The 22,145-nt window shown below is 37.9% G+C and carries 20 protein-coding genes and 1 tRNA gene; 13 read left to right on the forward strand and 8 right to left on the reverse strand.

From position 1 onward, the window contains the following. Window positions 1-52: 52 nt before the first annotated feature. The 5 genes from yajC to queA form a co-directional block, all read right to left on the reverse strand. Entirely contained in the window at window positions 53-382 is a 330-nt protein-coding gene (yajC, locus tag AC1M9L_RS06740; protein WP_035265599.1) for a preprotein translocase subunit YajC, read from the reverse strand. Between the two features lie 97 nt (window positions 383-479). Then, window positions 480-1,610, reverse strand: coding sequence for a tRNA guanosine(34) transglycosylase Tgt (gene tgt, locus AC1M9L_RS06745; RefSeq protein WP_035265598.1), 1,131 nt, complete (start codon window positions 1,608-1,610; stop codon window positions 480-482). 285 nt (window positions 1,611-1,895) lie between these two features. Then, on the reverse strand, window positions 1,896-2,471 hold the full coding sequence (locus tag AC1M9L_RS06750; protein ID WP_481591688.1) for a LemA family protein: 576 nt from the start codon (window positions 2,469-2,471) through the stop codon (window positions 1,896-1,898). A gap of 18 nt (window positions 2,472-2,489) precedes the next feature. Then, the gene (locus AC1M9L_RS06755; protein ID WP_481591689.1) at window positions 2,490-3,524 is read right to left on the reverse strand and encodes a hypothetical protein; all 1,035 of its coding nucleotides are present in this window, start codon (window positions 3,522-3,524) and stop codon (window positions 2,490-2,492) included. 10 nt (window positions 3,525-3,534) lie between these two features. Continuing rightward, a complete protein-coding gene (gene queA / locus AC1M9L_RS06760; protein ID WP_180028870.1) occupies window positions 3,535-4,572 on the reverse strand; it encodes a tRNA preQ1(34) S-adenosylmethionine ribosyltransferase-isomerase QueA in 1,038 nt (345 codons plus the stop codon). A gap of 182 nt (window positions 4,573-4,754) precedes the next feature. On the opposite strand from queA, the gene AC1M9L_RS06765 reads away from it, so the two are divergent. From AC1M9L_RS06765 to AC1M9L_RS06780, 4 genes are all read left to right on the forward strand, one after another. Then, window positions 4,755-4,841: transfer RNA gene (locus AC1M9L_RS06765), tRNA-Leu, on the forward strand. Between the two features lie 360 nt (window positions 4,842-5,201). Further along, window positions 5,202-6,482 carry a sensor histidine kinase gene (locus tag AC1M9L_RS06770; RefSeq protein WP_180028869.1) on the forward strand — a complete coding sequence of 427 codons (1,281 nt, stop codon included), beginning with the start codon at window positions 5,202-5,204 and terminating at the stop codon, window positions 6,480-6,482. Window positions 6,483-6,547: 65 nt separating this feature from the next. After that, window positions 6,548-9,289: a bifunctional [glutamate--ammonia ligase]-adenylyl-L-tyrosine phosphorylase/[glutamate--ammonia-ligase] adenylyltransferase gene (gene glnE, locus AC1M9L_RS06775; RefSeq protein WP_481591690.1), complete on the forward strand. Its 2,742-nt coding sequence runs from the start codon at window positions 6,548-6,550 to the stop codon at window positions 9,287-9,289. 34 nt (window positions 9,290-9,323) lie between these two features. After that, window positions 9,324-10,250: a branched-chain amino acid transaminase gene (locus AC1M9L_RS06780; protein WP_179998941.1), complete on the forward strand. Its 927-nt coding sequence runs from the start codon at window positions 9,324-9,326 to the stop codon at window positions 10,248-10,250. Window positions 10,251-10,287: 37 nt separating this feature from the next. Here AC1M9L_RS06780 and AC1M9L_RS06785 read toward each other — a convergent pair whose 3' ends face one another. Then, window positions 10,288-11,457, reverse strand: coding sequence for a nucleotide sugar dehydrogenase (locus AC1M9L_RS06785; protein WP_481591691.1), 1,170 nt, complete (start codon window positions 11,455-11,457; stop codon window positions 10,288-10,290). Between the two features lie 168 nt (window positions 11,458-11,625). Between AC1M9L_RS06785 and AC1M9L_RS06790 the strand changes: the two genes are divergently transcribed. The 9 genes from AC1M9L_RS06790 (at window position 11,626) to AC1M9L_RS06830 (ending at window position 19,786) form a co-directional block, all read left to right on the forward strand. Next, on the forward strand, window positions 11,626-12,396 hold the full coding sequence (locus tag AC1M9L_RS06790; RefSeq protein ID WP_179998943.1) for a glycosyltransferase: 771 nt from the start codon (window positions 11,626-11,628) through the stop codon (window positions 12,394-12,396). A 26-nt stretch (window positions 12,397-12,422) separates the two neighbouring features. Next, complete coding sequence (locus AC1M9L_RS06795) at window positions 12,423-13,397, forward strand: capsular polysaccharide biosynthesis protein (protein WP_481591757.1); 975 nt, start codon at window positions 12,423-12,425, stop codon at window positions 13,395-13,397. Between the two features lie 3 nt (window positions 13,398-13,400). Beyond that, window positions 13,401-14,165: a glycosyltransferase family 25 protein gene (locus AC1M9L_RS06800; protein WP_481591692.1), complete on the forward strand. Its 765-nt coding sequence runs from the start codon at window positions 13,401-13,403 to the stop codon at window positions 14,163-14,165. Window positions 14,166-14,180: 15 nt separating this feature from the next. Beyond that, on the forward strand, window positions 14,181-14,951 hold the full coding sequence (locus AC1M9L_RS06805) for a glycosyltransferase family 25 protein (RefSeq protein ID WP_481591693.1): 771 nt from the start codon (window positions 14,181-14,183) through the stop codon (window positions 14,949-14,951). Window positions 14,952-15,012: 61 nt separating this feature from the next. Continuing rightward, window positions 15,013-16,077, forward strand: coding sequence for a dTDP-glucose 4,6-dehydratase (gene rfbB / locus AC1M9L_RS06810; RefSeq protein WP_481591694.1), 1,065 nt, complete (start codon window positions 15,013-15,015; stop codon window positions 16,075-16,077). After that, the gene (gene rfbA, locus AC1M9L_RS06815) at window positions 16,074-16,943 is read left to right on the forward strand and encodes a glucose-1-phosphate thymidylyltransferase RfbA (protein ID WP_481591695.1); all 870 of its coding nucleotides are present in this window, start codon (window positions 16,074-16,076) and stop codon (window positions 16,941-16,943) included. Before rfbB ends, rfbA begins: the two co-directional genes overlap by 4 nt. A 5-nt stretch (window positions 16,944-16,948) precedes the next feature. Further along, window positions 16,949-17,809 carry a WxcM-like domain-containing protein gene (locus AC1M9L_RS06820; RefSeq protein ID WP_481591696.1) on the forward strand — a complete coding sequence of 287 codons (861 nt, stop codon included), beginning with the start codon at window positions 16,949-16,951 and terminating at the stop codon, window positions 17,807-17,809. Next, window positions 17,806-18,924: a DegT/DnrJ/EryC1/StrS family aminotransferase gene (locus AC1M9L_RS06825; RefSeq protein ID WP_481591697.1), complete on the forward strand. Its 1,119-nt coding sequence runs from the start codon at window positions 17,806-17,808 to the stop codon at window positions 18,922-18,924. The genes AC1M9L_RS06820 and AC1M9L_RS06825 overlap by 4 nt, the downstream gene beginning before the upstream one ends. A 1-nt stretch (window position 18,925) precedes the next feature. Continuing rightward, the gene (locus AC1M9L_RS06830) at window positions 18,926-19,786 is read left to right on the forward strand and encodes a glycosyltransferase (RefSeq protein WP_481591698.1); all 861 of its coding nucleotides are present in this window, start codon (window positions 18,926-18,928) and stop codon (window positions 19,784-19,786) included. 105 nt (window positions 19,787-19,891) lie between these two features. Here the strand turns inward: AC1M9L_RS06830 and AC1M9L_RS06835 are convergent, their stop codons facing one another. Together AC1M9L_RS06835 and aspS are read right to left on the reverse strand one after the other, a co-directional pair. Next, window positions 19,892-20,110, reverse strand: a complete 219-nt coding sequence (locus AC1M9L_RS06835) for a hypothetical protein (protein WP_481591699.1) — start codon at window positions 20,108-20,110, stop codon at window positions 19,892-19,894. Between the two features lie 107 nt (window positions 20,111-20,217). Next, the gene (gene aspS / locus AC1M9L_RS06840; protein WP_035265578.1) at window positions 20,218-22,002 is read right to left on the reverse strand and encodes an aspartate--tRNA ligase; all 1,785 of its coding nucleotides are present in this window, start codon (window positions 22,000-22,002) and stop codon (window positions 20,218-20,220) included. Window positions 22,003-22,145: the final 143 nt, after the last annotated feature.

Consider the following 22,145-nt stretch of genomic DNA (forward strand, 5'->3'; position numbering starts at 1 on the left):
CGCTTTCTTCTTAAAATGAAAAAAGTCGTGCAGCTGCACGACTATTTTATAATTAAAGGTTATTTAGTGTGCCTTCAGGTAATACTGAAATCACGCTTGCACGCTGAATTTTAACTTCGTTGCCACGGTTTAATTCAACCACAGCGAAATCACCTTCGAGTTTAGTAATACGGCCCATTAAACCGCCTGCAAAAACGATTTCGCTGCCAACGCCTAAGCTCTCAACCAAAGTGCGATGTTCTTTCGCACGTTTTGCTTGAGGACGCCAAATTAAGAAGTAGAAAATTGCAATGAATACTGCAATCATCAATAAGTTAGCAACTAAGCTTGGTTGTTGTGCAGCTTCACCAGCTGCGTGTGCAGTCGAAATAAAAAGGCTCATTTCATTTTCCTAAACTAAAAATATCAAAAAAGATGATAAAAAATCGGCTTGTTCAGCAATTTACATTGTCTTTTTGCTCAGCGCAAATACTGATGTATTAATCTTGCGGACAAGGTGGTACTTCAAGCCCACGGCGTGCATAAAAATCGTGAACAAAATCATCAAATGTTCCGTTATCTAATGCATCACGCATCATTTCTGCTAAACGCAAGTAATAACGGAGGTTATGGATTGTGCCAAGCATTGATGCAAGCATCTCACCACATTTTTCTAAATGGTATAGATACGAACGGGTAAAATTGGTACAAGTGTAACAATCACAATGCGGATCAAGTGGGCTTTGATCATGGCGGTATTTCGCATTTCGTATACGCACTAAACCGTCCGTAACAAAATAATGTCCATTACGTGCGTTACGAGTTGGCATAACACAGTCAAACATGTCTACACCACGACGAACAGCTTCAACGATGTCTTCTGGTTTGCCTACACCCATTAAATAACGTGGTTTATCCGCAGGCATTTGCTCTGGAAGATAATCAAGGACTTTGATCATCTCTTCTTTTGGCTCGCCTACAGAAAGACCGCCAATCGCGTAACCATCAAAACCGATTTCTTTTAATCCATTTAGGGATTCTTGGCGGAGGTCTTCATACATGCCGCCTTGAATAATACCAAACAGGGCATTGCGGTTTTTTAACACGTCATGATGTTGAGTCTTACAACGCTTTGCCCAACGCAATGAAAGTTGTAGCGATTTCTGAGCTTCTTCGTGAGTCGCTGGATAGGGTGTACATTCATCAAAAATCATCACGATATCTGAATTCAATGTATGTTGAATATCCATCGAAATTTCAGGAGAAAGGAAGACTTTAGAGCCATCAATTGGAGAGCGGAATGTTACGCCGTCCTCTTTGATACTACGCATTGCGCCTAAGCTAAATACTTGGAAGCCACCAGAGTCAGTCAAAATTGGTTTATTCCATTTCATAAAACCATGTAGACCACCGTGCTCACGAATGACATCTAGACCAGGGCGTAGATATAAATGAAAGGTATTTCCTAAAATGACCTGTGATTTAATTTCTTCAATATCACGTGGGAGCATGCCTTTAACAGTACCGTAAGTTCCGACAGGCATAAACATCGGTGTTTCAACGACACCATGTTCCAAGGTTAAGCGTCCGCGTCGAGCGCGACCAGACTGACCTAATTTTTCAAACTTCATAAATTGTCCAAATCGAGGCGAAAAAACAGTTCGCTGATTGATAGCGATAAAGCGCTCTATTTTCCTAGATTCGCGCAGTTTATGCTAGAAAAATTACATTATTCTTAACGACTTGGATTTTTGTTTATGAAAAATTACAAGAGATTCATGATCTTGCTAAACAATGAAGATATCTGCTTATTTTTCGCCCAGCTATACAGTTTTTAGCATATCTTAATATGAATAAATCGTAATGGATAAACAACGTGATTCTCTAAGATATTGCCACTTTTTAAGGTGGAATCCTTATTTGAAATTAGGGCGATAATCAAAATTTTGTTGAGCTTGATGATCTGTAAATGGGCGAATAGGTTTCTTTGCGAGGCTGATACTGTTGATTAAGTTATTTGGAAAAATTTGAATCAAGTTATTAAACTCTTCGACATTTCGATTGAATATTGAAATTGCAGCACTGACATTTTCATTTTGCTCTTGAATGTCATGCATCATTTGGTTGTAAAGCTGATCAGCTTTGAGATCTGGATAATTCTCAACAACCACATTTAAACTTTTCATTAACGACTGACTTAGCGCTTCAATATGCTGAAGCTGAGCTACATCAGTTGATTGTGTATTGAGATTTAGGATTTGTTGGCGTAAGGCTGTGATATTTTCTAATGTTGATTTTTCAAACTCAGTGTATTGAGATAAATTTTGCTCAAGATGCTCTAATGTTTTAATTTTCTGACGTTCAAAATTTGCGACATCTGACCAAGCACGCTGAGAAGCATTCAAATATCTAACGATATTATTTCGAACCCATATTCCCCAAACAATAATCAAAACAAAGATGGAAAGAAAAATGAATAAGCCCACACGCATTACCTAATATGATCGTTATTATGCAACTAAGTTTAGCATGCTCTGTTTGAGTTGTTGATAATTTGGCATGGTTAATGTTCTTAAGTAACCGCGCAAAGCGGATATATTTTTAATGTCTTTGATTTCAAGCTTGTGCGTGACTTCAAATAAATCGCGCTCTCCCAAATAGCACATGATTTGGTCATGAGGGTGGAAAATTAAGTCGCCCTGGTGAAGTCGATAAAATTCAATTAGTTTGAGTGTGGTTGATGGCGTCATGATCTTTGCGAGTTGTAAGCGGTCTGTACCGTAAATCTGAACTTTTTTACGTAGCTCTAAATCGCTGCTCTCCCAGTGCTCTGTATATGGTGCTGTGAACCCTTTCTTTCTACTGGTTGTCGCTAATCCTAGTGGTGATATATCAAATACAAATACGCCCCAATGATGACGTTCAATTTTTTTTAATTTTTGTGGTGTTTTGTTTTGCTCAGGCAGATTGATTTCATCAATAAATCGGTAATGAAAAAGCATAACAGGAAAATCTTGATTTTGCGCGTTTTTCCACGTGGTGGAGGCAAACTTTAAAATATCATTGGCATGGTTACCTTGGTTAAACAAAGGAAATTTTTGCCTTAGCTGACTTATGATCAAGGTGTTATGTCTATTTGTTCCAAGGTGTGATGGCGTTGAATAAGCTTCTATACCGAATTTAAAACCAATCATTCGCTCTTCAAGAAATGAAATCACTTCATGAATAGGTTTATTCGGTTCATAAATTATATATGCAATCAGGATAAGTATCGCCGATGCGCTATATGCCATCCATTTTAATGTGTCAAAAATAGGAAAGAGCGAAAAAACACTGAATATGATGGCAAGCGTAACTAAAAATTTAGGTATGCCATTGTGAAAAAAGAGTTGGGTATTCGAACCCCATGGATGTAATCCTTGCAGGATGTCATCAGAATGTTGAGCAGAACGTCCAAGAGCCCAAAGCCGATCAACACTGGCCATAATTTGCTTGTTCTTTCGGGTGCGAAGGTGAAGCAGTTGCTGAACAGAATCAATCGGCATAGATCAGATCCTAATCTTTTGCTTGGTCAATCAACATTGCGTCACCATAACTAAAGAAACGATAGCGTTCTTTTACAGCATGTTGATACGCATTCAAAATATAATCACGATTGGACAGGGCTGAGACAAGCATTAATAATGTTGATTCTGGAAGGTGGAAGTTAGTAATTAAGCGATCTACTACTTTAAATTCATAACCAGGATAAATAAAAATCTGAGTATCACCAGTCCAGCCCTTCAGTTGGCCATCATTGGCTTGAGCCGCACTTTCAGTTGCCCGTGTTGCAGTCGTTCCGACGGCAATCACTTTATTGCCTCGATCTTTAGTCGCCTTAATCAACGCCATAGCTTCATCGCTGACTTGGCACCATTCACTGTGCATGATGTGATTTTCGATATCAGTGGTGCGTACTGGTAAGAAGGTACCTGCACCCACATGTAAGGTGACAAATGTCTTGTTTACACCTTTATCTTCAAGTTTTTTTAATAGTTGTTCATCAAAATGTAGAGACGCCGTTGGAGCAGCAACGCTAGCAATTTTTGTAGGATCATTAAATACGGTTTGATAACGAACAGTATCAATATCTTCTGCTTCTCGGTTGAAGTAAGGTGGAATAGGCAATGCACCATACTGATCCAATACATCTAAGATTGGTTTGGAAAATTCCACCACATAGAGATTTTCATGGCGCCCTTGAACCGTAACTTTAACCTCATCTGATCCGACAAAAAGCTCAGCACCTGGTTTTGGTGAGTTACTTGCTTTGATATGGCAATGAGCAATAAATTGATCAAGCATTCTTTCAACCAGAACCTCAATCGCACCACCCGAAGCACGCTTACCTTTCAAGCGAGCTTTCATTACCTTAGTATCATTGAGAACTAATAAATCACCTTCATTAAACAGGTCTAAAATATCGGTAAATTGGTGATCGTCATATTGACCATCGGCTTTAAGATGAAGTAAGCGAGAAGCGCTTCGCTCTTCAAGAGGGTAACGGGCAATAAGTTCGTCAGGGAGTTCAAAGTTAAAATCAGAAAGTTGCATAAGAATATAAAAATGGAATCAGCAAAAATTTTGGCATTAGTATATGCTTTTTTTGCCCAGTTCGAGTTGAGTTTGGTGGTTAAAAAAGCATAATGCATGCTATTGATTTAAAAATAGGCGCTTGAGTCAGGTTTTGCATTGACAAAGAAAAGAAAAACGATATTATACCGAACACAACCTTTCCCGAGGTGGTGAAATTGGTAGACGCGGCGGACTCAAAATCCGCTGTCAGAGATGACGTGTCGGTTCGAGTCCGACCCTCGGGACCAAATACTTAAAGGCCTTCAAGCATATTCAGACTTGAGGGCCTTTTTATTTGTTTTAAATAAATAAAGGAATTTTAAAATTTCAAATGAAGATTTGATGAATAATATATAAGATAAGGATTGAGTAAATTTTATTTTAATAATAAATAGTTATGGTTTATTCAATCGATCTTCACTAGACGCTTACGTTTTATAAAGTACGACTCATGCTTTAGCTAGATATTCAGTCCTCAAAAATGCACTTTCTTAATATTTGAGAATGTATTAGTCTTGATGAAATAAGGTTTCATTTCTTTACTGTGAAATGAAAAAATAAAATGTAATCGATCATTATTCCCCTTTACTCCATGGCAGGATGTAGACATGAAAATAGAATTTATAGATGTCGATCAAGCTGATCAGCTCAGTGCCTGCAAAATGTCTCTTTTACTCGGTGTATCAACGCCAAAAAATCAACTTGAGAGTTTTTTAAGATTTGCGCGTGGCATTTTAAATGCGGAGTCAGCAATCTTAGCTTTTCATGATGAACCATATGTGTGGCATTCTTCTCCAAATGGATTTAAAGCTTTTAATGCCAATAAAAAAGCAAAATTATTACCATATTTCGCGGGTCAAACTTCGATCAGTCGTGATCATCCTAATTATTCATCTTTTTCAGCACATATTCATCAACTCGGAGTTGATCACGAGCGAATTATAGCCATTGATTTAAAAGTGAATGATGATTTTTCAATTGGTCAAGTGATTTTATTTGATAATCAGCACCAACCTTTTGATGATCAAAATTTAGAACTGGTTTATGATTTTTCAATGAGCTTAATTCGTATATTAGAGCTTCATTCGGATTATGCGGAACTCAAAGAATTATATGAACAACAATCGGCGCTTAATTTCAGTAAAACAAAATTCTTTCAAATCATTGCACACGATTTACGCGCACCATTTCATGGCTTATTAGGTTTTTCTGATGTATTGGCCAATGAACGTGAAAGTTTGGATGAGGACAGTGTACAGAATATCGCTGAGTATCTACATGATACCGCTCAATCGACTTATAACTTATTGGAAAGCCTATTAAATTGGGCAATGGCTGAAGGCGGGAGATTTGTCTATCACCCTATTCAGTTTGAGCTTAAACAGGTGACAAAAATCGTTTTTGATGTTTTAAACACGTTGGCTGTGAAAAAAAATATTCAATTAATTGAAAGTGTGCCGCAAGAGTTAAAAGTCTTTGCCGACATTAATATGATCACATCAGTGATTCAAAACTTGGTATCCAATGCTTTGAAGTTTACTCATGTGGATGGAACTGGAAAAGTTTATATCGAAGCATCAAAATGCGATCAAGGTGTCGAAATTGCCATTCGCGATACAGGTTTAGGTATGACATCACAGCAAATTGAGAAGCTTTTTCAACCGGATTTGAAGGTATCTATTCGTGGTACATCTGGTGAAAAAGGTGCTGGTTTAGGTTTGGTGTTATGTAAAAGATTTGTTGATTTGAATCATGGTGAAATTTGTGTCAGTTCTCAACAAGGTCAAGGTACGACTTTTAAAGTCATATTACCTGAAGCAGACACTCATGCAGCGTTACCTGCCACCCCAAATACGAGTAATCAAACATCTTTGGAAAAAGTGAACTAAATAGTCCACAAAATGCGTAAGGACTGATATAAAAGAGTTTTAGATTTATTCAGGCTTTTTTTCAAATGAATGCTGATCAGTTGCAAAAAACTCTTAGAGCCAGTCAATACGCGGAACAAGTTTATAATTTACATCAAACATTATTAGAACAAGATTATTCATCTGATCAATTTAATAAATTTTTAAGTACTGAACAAATCTATCACATTGTACAAAAAGAACTTGCTGACATTCAGGATGAAAAAGAATGGATGCAAAAAATTCGAATTTTGCGAGCACGTTTAATGTTTCGGTGGATTTGGCAGGATGCGAACCGCCTCATTTCAGTTATTACATTGACTCGTGAGCTTTCAGACTTTGCCGATGCCAGTATTGATGCAGCCAAAAGCTTCGCTTATCGTCCATTGCAAGCCAAACATGGAGAGCCGATCGGCTATAACGGTAAGCTTCAAGACCTTATCGTGATTGCAATGGGTAAATTGGGGGCTCAGGAACTTAATTTATCCAGTGATATTGATCTTATATTTGCCTTCGATGAGCAAGGTGAAACCAATGGTCGTAAATGTATTGATGTTCAGCAATTTTGCATCCTTTGGGGGCAAAAAATTATTTATTTGTTGGAACATATCACCGCAGATGGATTTGTATTCCGAGTGGATATGCGATTACGACCATGGGGTGATGGTTCAGCACTTGCAATCAGTCATGTGGCACTTGAAAAGTATCTCAGTCAACATGGACGTGAGTGGGAGCGTTATGCATGGATAAAGGCGCGTATTGTTACAGGAGGAAAGGAAGGGGATGAGCTTCTGGAAATGACTCGACCTTTTGTATTCCGCCGTTATGTGGATTACACCGCTTTTGCAGCGATGCGTGAAATGAAAGCGATGATTGAGCGTGAAGTTCAACGTAGAAATATTGAAGATGATATTAAACTTGGTGCAGGTGGTATTCGTGAAGTTGAGTTTATCGTTCAAGTTTTCCAGTTGATTTATGGTGGTTCAAAACTTGAGCTACAAGACCGTCAATGTTTAGTGAGTCTACATCATTTGGGGGTTGTTGGATTACTTGAACCTGAAGTGGTGGATGAGCTTGAAAATGCTTATTTATTCTTGCGTCGTGTAGAACATGCCATTCAAGCGTTGAACGACCAACAAACTCAATCACTGCCTACAGAACTTGACCAAAGAAATCGCATCGTAGAGACACTTGGATTTGAGAGTTGGGATGCTTTCTTAAATGTTCTCAATGAGAAGCGCGCTATAGTAACTTATCAGTTTGAGCATTTAATTAAAGAAAAAGAAGTAGATCCATTGGTTGAAAGCTTTAGCCAAATAGAGCAGCAATTGAATGAAGTTTTAGATGAGTCTGCTAAAAATTTGGTTCGTGAATTTTGGTATGGACATGCCATAAAAAAATTACCCGCTAAAGCAGTTAATCGTTTAAAAGAGTTTTGGCCTCATCTGATTCAAGCTGTTCTCGAATCGGATAATCCACAAGTCGCTTTGGTAAGGCTGATGCCACTGGTTGAATCTGTGATGCGGCGAACAGTCTATCTAGTGATGTTAATTGAAAGCAAAGGAGCATTACAGCGACTCGTTAAAATGGCGACTGTAAGCCCATGGATTTGTGAAGAGTTAACCCATTATCCAGTTTTACTCGATGAATTTTTATCGATGGATTTTGAGCTACCTAAACGCCAAGATTTGGAGGATTCACTCAGACAGCAGCTGCTGCGCATTGAAATAGATCAGGTGGAAGATCAAATGCGCGTATTGCGCTTATTCAAAAAATCGAATGTTTTGACTGTAGCAGCCAGTGATGTATTGGCTGAAAGTCCCCTGATGCGTGTGTCTGATGCGCTCACCGATATTGCTGAGGTTTCAGTTCAAGCGACCTTGAATTTGGCATATCAAATTACAGCCAAAAAACATGGTTACCCAGTAGATGCAGATGGTCAACGTTGTTCACAAAATCATATGGCATTTAGTGTCATTGGGTATGGGAAATTAGGCGGTATCGAACTTGGGTATGGTTCAGACCTTGATTTAGTGTTTATTCACTATATGGATGAACAGGCAGATACGGATGGCTTGAAACCAATTAGTGGTTTTGAATTTGCGATGCGTGTTGGGCAAAAGCTCATGTCGCTGATGACAACCCAAACTTTAGATGGTCGTGTGTATGAGATTGATACACGATTGCGTCCTTCAGGAGAAGCTGGGCTTCTCGTCACAAGTCTTAAGGCTTTTGAGCAATACCAACTTAAAAACGCATGGCTTTGGGAGCATCAAGCCATTGTTCGTGCACGTAGTATAGCGGGTGAGCAAAGCTTAAGAGAAAAGTTTGAAGAATTACGCTGTCGTATTTTAACTTTGCCTCGAAATGAAGAAACGGTAAGAGCAGAAGTGCTAAAAATGCGTCAAAAAATGAAAGACCATTTAGGCTCATCAAATGAGCAAAAAAAAGATGGAATTTTTCATTTAAAACAGGATGCAGGTGGTATCGTTGATATCGAATTTATGGCACAGTATGCAGTATTAGCATGGAGTGGGACGAATCCTGATCTCGCCCATTACTCCGACAATGTACGAATCCTTGAGGATGCCGCAAAAACTGGCTGCTTATCCAGCGCCGATGCGACAGCATTGATTCAAGCTTATCTCCGTGAACGTGCCGAGAGTCATCGTTTAGCCCTTGCAAATCAATCCATGCAAGTGAGTGCTGCGAATTGGCTCGATACCCGTAAGGTCGTTTGCAAGCTATGGCAAAGATTAATAGATCCAACTGCATCAGTAGTTGGATAGAAATGACTGTGTATAAAAATTTGGAGTTTAGGTCATGAATTTGGCTGATCGTGATGGTTTTATTTGGCAAGATGGACAATTAGTTGATTGGCGTGAAGCAAAAACTCACGTCTTAACACACACTTTACACTACAGTATGGGTGTGTTTGAGGGTGTCCGTGCCTACGAAACTCCGAATGGAACGGCAATTTTCCGTTTAAAAGAACACACTAAACGTCTTTTAAACTCTGCCAAAATTTATCAAATGAAAGTTCCGTTTGATCAGGCGACGTTAGAACAAGCTCAAATTGATGTGGTACGTGAAAATAAATTGGCTTCTTGCTATTTACGTCCAATTATCTTTATTGGTTCGGAAAAGCTAGGTATTGCAGCGACGGATAATACAATTCATGCAGTGGTTGCTGCGTGGAGCTGGGGTGCTTACCTTGGTGAAGAGGCAATGGCGAAGGGTATTCGTGTAAAAACTTCTTCTTTTACACACCATCATCCTAACGTGACGATGTGTAAGGCGAAAGCATCAGGAAACTATACGCTGTCTATCTTGGCACACCAAGAAGTTGCGCACTCAGGTTATGACGAAGCAATGTTACTTGATCCACAAGGTTATGTGTGTCAAGGTTCAGGTGAAAATGTATTCTTAGTGCGTGATGGTGTGATTCATACCCCTGATATCGCTGGTGGTGCTCTTGATGGTATTACACGTCAAACCATTATTACGATTGCGAAAGACCTTGGTTATGAAGTCGTTGAACGTCGTATTACGCGTGATGAATTCTATATCGCTGATGAGGCATTCTTTACGGGTACTGCTGCTGAAGTAACGCCAATCCGTGAATATGATGACCGTCAAATTGGTGAGGGTGTTCGTGGTCCAATCACAACACAAATCCAAAAAGCATACTTCGATGCCGTACAAGGTAAAGACCCTAAATATGCTCACTGGTTAACATATGTGAAATAATTAATGCTTTGAAAAAAGGACTCAATTGAGTCCTTTTTTAATCATCTTTAGCAAAAATATCTCTGGTATACACTTTATCTGCAACATCATTCAGTTCATCGCAATGACGATTACTAATAATTAAATCTGCTCTTTTTTTAAATTCTTCTAGTGTTTTGATGATTTTTGAGTTTTGAAATTTTTTCTCTGAAAGCGTTGGTTCGTAAATAATGATCTTGATTCCTTGCGCTTTGAGACGACGCATAACACCTTGTATTGCTGACGATCGAAAATTGTCTGAACCACTTTTCATGACCAAACGATATATCCCAACAACGCTAGGGCATCTTTCCAAAATAGACTGAGCGATAAAATCTTTGCGAGTACTATTTGCATCTACAATGGCTTGAATTAAATTGCTTGGAACTTGATCGTAGTTGGCGAGTAATTGTTTAGTATCTTTAGGAAGGCAATATCCGCCGTAACCGAAAGATGGATTGTTATAAAATTTACCAATACGAGGGTCTAAACATACGCCCTCGATCATTTGGCGAGTGTCCAATTGGTATATTTGCGCGTAAGTATCTAGTTCATTGAAGAATGCAACGCGCATAGCTAGATAGGTGTTTGCGAAAAGTTTGATTGCCTCTGCTTCGGTGGAGTCAGTGAACAAGACTGGACAATCTGTTTTATAAGCACCCTCTATGAGCATGTTTGCGAATTGATGTGCTCGTTCAGAATTTTCACCCATTATAATTCTTGAAGGATATAAGTTATCCAGCAATGCTTTTCCTTCTCTGAGAAACTCAGGTGAAAATATAATATTCTGTGTTTCAAATTTACTTTTTAGTTGTTGGGTGTAACCTACAGGAACTGTCGATTTGATAATGATCGTCGCTAATGGATTAATCCTTAAAATCTCAGTGATCACAGATTCAACACTTGAAGTGTCAAAATAATTGGTTGTAGGGTTATAATCGGTTGGCGTCGCAATAAGAATATAGTCTGCCTGAAAATACGCATCCACAGCATTAGTTGTTGCTTTAAAGTTTAATGGTTTATTACTTAGAAAATCAGAGATTTCTGTGTCTTGTATAGGTGAGATTTTCTTGTTCAATAAATTTACTTTGTTTTGATCAATGTCTAAGGCGGTGACTTCATGATGTTGTGCTAAAATCATCGCATTTGAGAGACCGACGTACCCAGTGCCGACAATAGTAATTTTCATTATTTTAGTTCAAGCCAGATTAAATTTAATTTGACAAAATAGGGTTTCTAAGACGTGACAATTTAATGAAGATTTGATTTCAATTTGGACGAGTTTGAATTCTTATCGTTCAAGAATATTTTAACTCTGTGGTATGATGCAGCTATTGATTCGGTGGAATAAAACGACATGTCAATACATGAAAACAATGTCTTATTAGAAGAAGAGATTGCACAAGAACAGAACATTGTTTTGTGTATGAAGTGGGGAACCAAATATGGTTCTGAGTATGTGAATCGTCTTTACAATATGGTGAAACGACACACGACTGTTGATTTCCAAATGGTTTGTCTCACTGACCGTACAGAAGGAATTGATCCAAATGTTAAATGCTTTCCTATTCCACCGTTAGCATTGCCTGAAGGTGCGCCTGAGCGTGGTTGGAACAAACTTTCAACTTTTGAGCCTGACTTATATGGCTTAAAGGGTAACGCGCTATTTTTAGATTTGGATGTTGTTATCGTTGATAACATGGATGAGTTTTTCACTTATCCAGGTGATTTTTTAATTATTCACGACTGGAAACGACCATGGCGAATCACAGGTAATAGCTCAGTATATCGTTTTAAATTGGGCGCTTTCCCTGGATTATTACCATATTTTCGTGAAAACTTTGATGAAATTCGAAAAAAATTCCGTAATGAGCAAGCCTATTTGTCATGGTATGTAGATAAACATGCGAAGCAAACTTATTGGCCAGATAGCTGGTGTAAGAGTTATAAATATCACTGTTTACAAAAAATCCCAATGGCATTTTTTAAGCCACCAGTAAAACCTGAAGGTGCCAAAATTATTATTTTCCATGGTGAGATTAATCCACCTGATGCTGTGAATGGTGGCGGTGGTAAATGGTACCGCTATGTGTTGCCAAGTCAATGGATTAAGGACGCTTGGCAGTAACATTGTTGATGAGTACTTATTTAAATATGCAGCAAAGCTTAGATATTGTCATTGCATGGGTTGATGGTCAGGATGTTGAGCTTCAGCAAAAACGTCAATCTTATCTTCGGGATACCGATGTTAAAATTGAGAATACTCGCTATGCTAGTAATAATGAAATTTATTATAATATTGCCTCGATTTTAAAATATGTACCTTATGCTAGGCATATTTACATTGTTACAGATCAGCAGAAACCTCAGTGGATAGATGAGTTCGAGCAACAAGGTTTAGTTATAAAAGATCAGATTAGAATCATTGATCATCAAGTTTTGTTTGCAGGTTATCAGGATTATTTACCAACATTTAACTCCCTATCCATTGAAATGATGCTATGGAATATTCCCGATATTTCACCGTATTTTTTGTATTTGAATGATGATTTTTTCTTTAACTCACCTTCTGCTTTAGAAGATTTCATTGTTAATGATCAAATAAAAATATATGGTCATTGGAGTTCAAGCACAGCTTTAAAAATAAAGTTTAAATGGCGCGATTGGCTCAATAAGACGTTAAATAAAACACCTAAAGCTAAATATACAATGGCACAAATGCTGAGTGCTGATGTAGTAGGTCTCAATCGTTATTTTGAGATTCACCATCGCCCACATGTATTAGTACAATCACGACTTGCTGCATTTTTTAAAGCACATCCACAACTTTTAATTGAACAGATTTCGCCAAGATTCCGAAGTTTTTATCAGTTACTGCCAGTAGGACTCAGTAATCATCTATGTATTCAAAATCATAAAGCAATTTTATTACCAGATGTTGATATTGCGTATCTGAAAAATGCAGATGGTATTGATAATTTTAATCAAGCACTACAGCAAACAGATATTCCTTATGGGTGTGTTCAGAGTTTAGATCAATTTACAGCTGATCAAAGACAGCAAGTAATTGATGCCCTAAATGCTAAATTTAAGGACTACTTACCACAGTCTCTTCTAGACCAAGAGTAAATTATGAAAGTTATAACTTATCTAATTAATCTAGATGGTAGTGATCAGCGTCTAGAACAGGCGACGAAGCAGTTAAACGCCGTGAAGTGGCCGTATGAGCGTTTTTCTGCCTATGATGGTCGTGGAAAAAAATTAACAGAATTCAGTCAATATAACGATAAATTGTCACAACAATTGTTGGGTCGTAGTTTGTTAAATTCTGAATTAGGGTGTTATCTGAGTCATCAGGGGTGTGTTGAGAAATTTTTATCGACAGATGCAGATTATTTGGTTGTGCTTGAGGATGATATGCAAATTTCAGCAGATTTCTCTGAAAAGATGCATCAGATTTTGGAATATCTCGACACTCACCAAGATCTCGAATGGTACTTAGTGAATATTGCGGCGAAGAAAAAGAAATTTGCCAAAGATATTATTCAGTTTGGTGATTTTGCATTGTGGCATGCATATTATTTCCCAATTCGTGGCCTAGGGTTAATTTGGTCAAGAAAAGGGGCTGAAGCATTTTTACAACAAGCGCAACCTATCTGTAAACCCGTGGATATTTTATTCCAGTCTTGGTTGAGTAAAACAGGTAAGGGGCTTGGTGTTTGGCCAGCATTGGTTAAACCCGCAGGTTTAGATAGCGATATTTTAGGGACTGTAGCATCGCAAGGGATTGCAAGAAAGGAAAAGGAAAACCGATCTGCTTCTTATGGTTTGAAAAAGCAAAAAAGAATGTGGCGAGATAAACTCTATGCTCTTCAGCATTTAATTGCATTTAAATAAATTAAGGTCATTCTAATGCAAAGTATCGTAATTAGTCTAAAAACCGCTCATCAACGTCGTGAACATATAGAGGCTGAATTTTCGAAACAAAAAATTGAATATGATTTTTTTGATGCACTGACACCTGATTTAGCACGTCCTTTAGCTGAAGAAATGCGATTAAATGTTCATGATGATTTTTTAAGTCCGGGTGAACTCGCCTGCTTTATGAGCCATGTTTCTGTATGGCAAAAAATCGTGGATGAAAATATTCCTTATTTGGCTGTCTTTGAAGATGATGTGTATTTAGGTGAACAAGCTCATGAACTTCTGAATGATTCTCAGTGGATTCAACCTGATTGGGATATTATCAAAACGGAAGCTTTTGCTGAAAAAGTCTTTTTAGGTAAAAAAAATGTACCTATTGCAAAAGGTCAAAGGCAAATTGTTCAATTGGTTGGAAAGAATTTAGGGACTGCTGGATATATTTTATCTTTAAATGGAGCGAAAGCTTTCCTAGAGTATGTGAAATCTATTCCATTAATCCCCTTAGATCAAGTAATGTTCAGTGAATTTGTGGGTACAAAATGTCTTGATGTTTATCAGATGTCTCCAGCTTTATGTATTCAAGAAATGATGTTGTTTCCTGCTAAGAAAACCGTACTGTCAAGTGATTTGCTAGCAGAGCGAAAAGCGCGTATGAAAAAACAAAAGAAAAAAGGGTGGGCAAAAGTGCAGTTAGAAATTATGCGCATATTGAAACAAATCAAATGCGCATTGGTGGGGAAAGTTGTCGGGTTTAAATGATTTTGTCATCAGACTTATCTCTCCATTTAGTTTTATACAAAGAATGATAGGAACAGCTTGAATGCGTATTCTAGTAACCGGTGGTGCTGGTTTTATAGGCTCAGCAGTAATACGCTATATTATTGAACATACTCAACATCACATTTTAAATGTCGATAAATTGACTTATGCGGGTAATTTAGAGTCTTTGCTTTCTGTTGCAAAGCATGAGCGTTATCAATTTAGTCAGACCGATATCTGTGATAGAGTGGCATTAGAACAGCTGTTTAGCCATTTTTCCCCAGATGCTGTCATGCATCTGGCTGCGGAATCGCATGTAGATAGATCTATTTCTGGACCTTCTGCTTTTATTGAAACCAACATTATTGGAACATACCAACTACTTGAGGCTGCCCGCCATTATTGGTCAAAGTTGGATTCAAGCGCGCAGAAAAAATTTCGCTTTCATCATATTTCAACAGATGAAGTGTATGGTGATTTAGACGGAACGACAGATCTTTTTACTGAAGAAACACCATATTCACCGAGTTCGCCATATTCTGCTTCTAAAGCTAGTTCAGATCATTTGGTGAGAGCATGGCATCGGACTTATGGTTTACCAGTGATTGTCACTAACTGTTCAAATAACTATGGTCCTTATCACTTTCCTGAAAAGCTTATCCCATTGATGATTCTCAATGCATTACAAGGGAAGCCTTTACCTGTATATGGAAATGGCCAACAAATCCGTGATTGGTTATTTGTGGAAGATCATGCTTGTGCTTTATATAAAGTGGTTACCGAAGGTGCAGTCGGCGAAACCTATAATATTGGTGGACATAATGAAAAAGCGAATATTGACGTAGTAAAAAGTATTTGCGATTTACTTGAGGAGCTGGCCCCAACCAAGCCACAAGGTGTAAAGCACTATCAGGACCTTATTCATTATGTGACCGACCGACCTGGCCATGATGTGCGTTATGCAATTGATGCCTCTAAAATTCAAAAAGAACTTGATTGGACACCTAAAGAGTCATTTGAATCAGGGCTACGTAAAACAGTGCAATGGTATTTGAATCATTTAGAGTGGTGCCATCGGGTTCAAGATGGACGTTATCAAGGTGAGCGGTTAGGAAATATAGAATGAAGACAAAAGGTATTGTTCTCGCTGGTGGTTCAGGTACACGTTTGTATCCGATTACGAAAGGTATATCTAAACAGCTGCTGCCTGTTTATGATAAGCCAATGATCTATTATCCCCTTTCAGTGCTCATGTTAGCGGGTATCCGTGAAATTCTGATTATTACTACGCCAGAGGACTTAGAGAGTTTTAAACGCTTACTAGGGGATGGTTCTCAATTTGGCATTGAGCTAACTTATATCGTTCAGCCAAGTCCAGATGGTCTAGCACAGGCTTTTATTCTTGGAGAAAGCTTTATTGGCGACCATCATGTTTGTTTAGTCTTAGGAGATAATATTTTCTTTGGACAGGGATTTACACAAATGCTGAAAAATGCTGTGTCACGTACCAAGGGGGCAACTGTCTTTGGATATCAAGTGAAAGATCCTGAGCGTTTTGGTGTTGTTGAGTTTGATGAGCAGAAGAGAGCAATTTCTTTAGAAGAAAAGCCAAAGCAACCAAAATCAAATTTCGCGGTAACAGGATTATATTTTTATGATCATGATGTGGTGCAAATTGCAAAAAAAGTGCGGCCATCGGAGCGCGGTGAGTTAGAGATTACATCAATTAATCAGATGTACTTAGAGCGGGGTGATCTTAACGTTGAACTGTTAGGGCGTGGCTTTGCTTGGTTGGATACAGGCACGCATGCAAGCTTACTCGAAGCTGCACAATTTGTAGAAACTATTGAAAAAAGACAAGGCTATAAAGTAGCTTGTCTTGAAGAAATTGCCTTGAATCAAGGTTGGTTAACAAAAGAACAAGTTCTAGAAATTGGTCAAAGCATGAGTAAAAATGACTACGGCCAATATTTGATCTCTTTGGTAAGTTGAAATTTATGAGTTTGATAAAATTAATTGATCTACCTGATTTGAGTGATGATCGAGGTGGGCTTGTTGCCTTGGAGTCAATGAAATCAATTCCATTTCAATTGAAGCGGATCTATTATATTTTTAATAATACAAAAAATTCGCCGCGCGGATTTCATGCACATAAGAATTTAAAACAAATCGCAATATGTTTACATGGATCATGCCGTTTTATATTAGATAATGGTTATCAAAAGGAAGAAGTAGTCTTGTCCTCTGCCAAACAAGGTCTTCTTATTGAAAGTCTATTGTGGCGTGAAATGCATGACTTTTCGCCAGATTGTGTACTGTTGGTGTTGGCTAGCGAAAATTATGATGAGTCAGATTATATTCGTGATTATGATGATTTTCTTAAAGAGGTGCATCGGCCTATAATTCATCCAACTGCTGATGTGCAGAGTAAAAATATAGGTTGTGATACACGTGTTTGGCAATACAGTGTGATTTTACCACAAGCGAAAATCGGAGAAAATTGTAATATTTGTGCACACACGTTGATCGAAAATGATGTTTTGATTGGCGACAATGTCACTATAAAGTCAGGTGTGTTTGTTTGGGATGGAATTACTATCGAAGATAACGTATTTGTTGGACCATGTGTCAGCTTTACCAATGATAAACATCCACGCTCAAAACAGTATCCTACAGATTTTTTAAGAACAGTCGTGAAAGAAGGGGCAAGTATTGGTGCAAATGCTACAATTTTGCCTGGGATAAGAATTGGCAAGAAATCCATGATTGGTGCTGGGGCTGTGGTCACAAAAGATATACCAGATCGGGCTATAGTTGTGGGAAATCCAGCAGTGATAAAAGGTTATGTAATAGAATGATCCCTTTTTTAGATTTGAAAAAAATTAATAGTCAGTATGCTGAGGATTTAAAGGCGGCATGCAGTCGCGTTATTGATGCAGGATGGTATATTGATGGTAAAGAATTAGAAACATTTGAGAAAAATTTTTCAAGCTATTGTGGGACTAATTTTGCTGTTGGAGTTGCCAATGGATTAGACGCTCTTATTCTTAGTTTAAGGGCGTGGAAAGAACTAGGTAAATTAACGGATGGGGATGAGGTTATTGTTCCTGCTAATACTTATATCGCCAGTATTTTAGCTATTACAGCAAACAATTTAAAACCTGTATTGGTTGAGCCAGACCTCTCAACTTTTAACATTAGTTTAGACTTAATTAAACAAGCAATTACACCAAAAACAAAAGTTATTTTAGCTGTTCATTTGTATGGGCAATTGGCTGATATGCCGGCAATAATGAGTCTTGCTGATCAATATGATTTGCTGGTGCTTGAGGATGCCGCACAAGCACATGGTGCAGAACTTGATGGTCGTAAGGCTGGTAGTTGGGGACATGCCGCAGGTTTTAGTTTTTATCCAGGTAAAAATTTGGGTGCATTAGGAGATGCAGGCGCTATAACCACTAATGATGTGGAATTGGCACAGACTTTAAAAGCATTGCGAAATTACGGATCACATGAAAAGTATAAAAATTTATTTGTTGGGGTAAATAGTCGTCTCGATGAAATTCAAGCCGCAATGTTAGATATCAAGTTAAAATATTTGGATGCTGAAATCGAATGTCGTAGAGCGGTTGCATCTAAATATATTCAAGGAATTAAAAATTCCTTAATCACCTTACCATTGCAAGATGTTGATCCTAAAAATTACTCTCAGCATGTTTGGCATTTATTTGTTATAAGAACAGTTAAACGAAATGAGTTACAAAAATATTTGGTAGAAAGAGGTATTCAAACGCTTATTCATTATCCAGTTCCACCTCATAAGCAACAAGCCTATACAGAGTTAAATCATTTGAGTCTCCCTGTCACTGAAAGTATTCATGAGCAAGTTTTAAGCTTACCTATCAGCCCGATTTTACAAGATGATGATATTGAAAAAGTAATTGCTGCATGTAATGCTTTTAATGGTGAATAATATGAATACTGTTTTACCATTAGTGACCGTTGTCATTCCAAGCTATAACCATTCAAAATATATTCAGCAAAGTATTCAATCCGTCATTGATCAGACATATGAACGTATTGAACTCATTATTATTGATGATGGTTCTCGTGATGATTCGATTTTGAAAATTGAGCAAATGCGAGTGAATTGTGAGCGACGTTTTGAGAATTTTTTATTTATTTCTCGAGAGAATAGAGGCTTAAGTAAAACTTTAAATCAAGGAATGGCTTTAGCTAAAGGTGAGTTTTTAAGTATTGTTGCTTCAGATGATATGATGCTTCCTGAAAAAACAGCAATCCAAATTGCAGCAATAAAGAAAGACGCCAATATTGCTGGAATTTTTGGAGCACATCAACTCATTAATGATGATGGTCAGATCATGAGAGTAAAGGAGAATGCACGTTATCGAGAATTTACATTTCAGGAGATTTTTTTTCATCAGCATGATATCCCAGCTTCTTCACAATTAATTGACCTAAAACTGCTGAAAGAGATTGGGGGGTATAATGAAAATACTAAGGTCGAAGATTGGGATTTATGGCTAAGATTAACGGAGCGAGGAGCAAAACTGGTTTATCTTCCACAGGTCATAGTGGCTTATCGTATGCACGATACAAATTTAAGTCGAGATAAATCATTAATGTTCGAGGAAGTATTCAAGATTTTACAAAGATATAAAAATAAAAAAGGTTATGCATATGCAGAATATAAGGTTTATAAATTTTATAAGATTAGACCAATGAAAGAAAAAAATTACCTTGCATATTTGGCTTTACGCCTGAGATATAGTTTGGCTTATTTGCTTAAAACGATTGTAAAACCTTTATCCTAAGAGCTTAAATCAAGTAAATTCAAAGATTTGAATGGTTTAGCGTAAATAAAAAAGCCCAGCAAATTGGGCTTTTTTATTGTTTAAATAATGATTTCTTTTAATGAGTTATTCCTGATCTGCATTTCCTTTAAGCACCATATAAATTAATGCTGCGATAGTACCAAAACCTGCAATAAAACTACTGGTACTGAAATAAACAATACGTTGGTAAGTTGTTAAGTTAAACAACTGTTCATTCAAAATATAGCGCATAAATGCCCACTGCACGATGCAAAATACAATAATAATGATTGTATGACGACGAACATCAGGACGCATAGCCATATGAATGAACTCTTAAATATTTTCTGCGATTATGCCATTTTTGAGCGTTTATCTCAATGAAATAAAAACCCTGCCGTTGCAGGGTTTTTATTTAGATCAACAAAAACTTATTCTTGTGATTCAGCTTTTGGTTTTTCACGTAAGCGAATACCAAGATCACGAAGTTGAGTTGATTCAACTGGTGCAGGTGCTTGTGTTAACGGACATTCCGCAGTTTTCGTTTTCGGGAATGCAATCACATCACGGATTGATGAACCACCTGTCATTAGCATCACAAGACGGTCTAAACCGAATGCCAAACCACCGTGTGGAGGTGCACCATAACGTAGAGCGTTCAATAAGAAGCTGAATTTCTCTTCTGCTTCTTCTTCACCAATACCTAAAGCTTCAAAAATTGCTTTTTGCATTTCTAGGTTGTGAATACGAAGTGAACCACCACCGATTTCAGTACCGTTAAGCACCATATCGTAAGCTACAGATAATGCTGCACCTGGGTTGTTCTTCACTTCTTCTACGCTAGATTTAGGCAGCGTGAATGGGTGGTGAACAGAGGTCCATTTACCATCATCAGTTTCTTCAAACATTGGGAAATCAACAACCCAAAGTGGTGCCCACTCGCAAGTTGCCATCTTCATGTCATGACCGACTTTGATACGTAAAGCACCCATTGCATCGTTTACAACTTTCGCTTTATCTGCACCGAAGAATACGATGTCACCATTCTCAGCACCCACACGTTTCAATAAATCAAGCACGATTGGCTCGATGAATTTCACGATAGGAGATTGTAAGCCTTCGATACCTTTTTCAAGTTCGTTAACTTTGATATACGCCAAACCTTTTGCACCGTAGATGCCAACAAATTTAGTATACTCGTCGATTTGGCTACGTGGAAGAGAGCCTGCACCCGGTACACGAAGCGCAACAATACGACCTTTAGGATCTTTAGCAGGACCAGCGAACACTTTGAACTCTACGTCTTGCATCAAATCTGCAACGTCAACGAGTTTAAGTGGAATACGTAAGTCAGGCTTGTCAGATGCATAGTCGCGCATTGCATCTGCATAGGTCATACGTGGGAACTTATCAAATTGAACATTAAGAAGTTCTTTAAACATCTTAACTGTTAAACGTTCCATTAAATCCATGATGTCATCGTCACTCATGAACGATGTCTCAACGTCGATTTGTGTAAATTCAGGCTGACGGTCAGCACGTAAGTCTTCGTCACGGAAACATTTAGCAATTTGGTAATAACGATCAATACCACCCACCATTAACAACTGTTTGAACAATTGTGGTGATTGTGGAAGTGCATAGAAGCTACCGTTAGATACACGGCTTGGCACTAAATAGTCACGCGCACCTTCAGGAGTCGCACGTGTCAAAATAGGTGTTTCAACGTCTAAGAATCCATTTTCTTCGAAATAGTTACGAATAAGGTTTGTAAGCTTAGAACGGAAACGTAAACGTTCTAACATTTCTGGACGGCGAATGTCCAAGAAACGATACTTCAAACGAATTTCTTCTGAAATATTAGTATTATCATCATTTAATGGAAATGGTGGAGTTTCAGACGCTGCTAGAACTTCAATTTCTTTACCTAATACTTCGATTTGACCGCTCACCATGTTGGCATTTTCAGTACCAGCATAACGACGGCGAACGCGACCAGTAATTTTTAATACAAATTCAGAACGAGCCTTATCAGCTGTTTCGAAAGCTTCTGGTGTATCAGGATCAATAACCACTTGAACTAGACCATCACGGTCACGCATATCAAGGAAAATTACACCACCGTGGTCACGGCGACGGTGTACCCATCCGCAAAGTGTAACGGTTTGATCAATTTGAGCTTCGGTTAATGAACCGCAGTAATGAGTTCGCATCATAGCGTTAAAAATCCAACTATATGGGTTAATGAAAGCGTATACGTAAACAGCGTATCGCCTTTATTCGAAAGATGAATTATGCCTCTTTGAGACTACAGTCACAAGGAGAAGATTATGAAAGCCCTATTATTTAATGCAAATTT

Source organism: Acinetobacter sp. ANC_7511 (assembly GCF_056779975.1).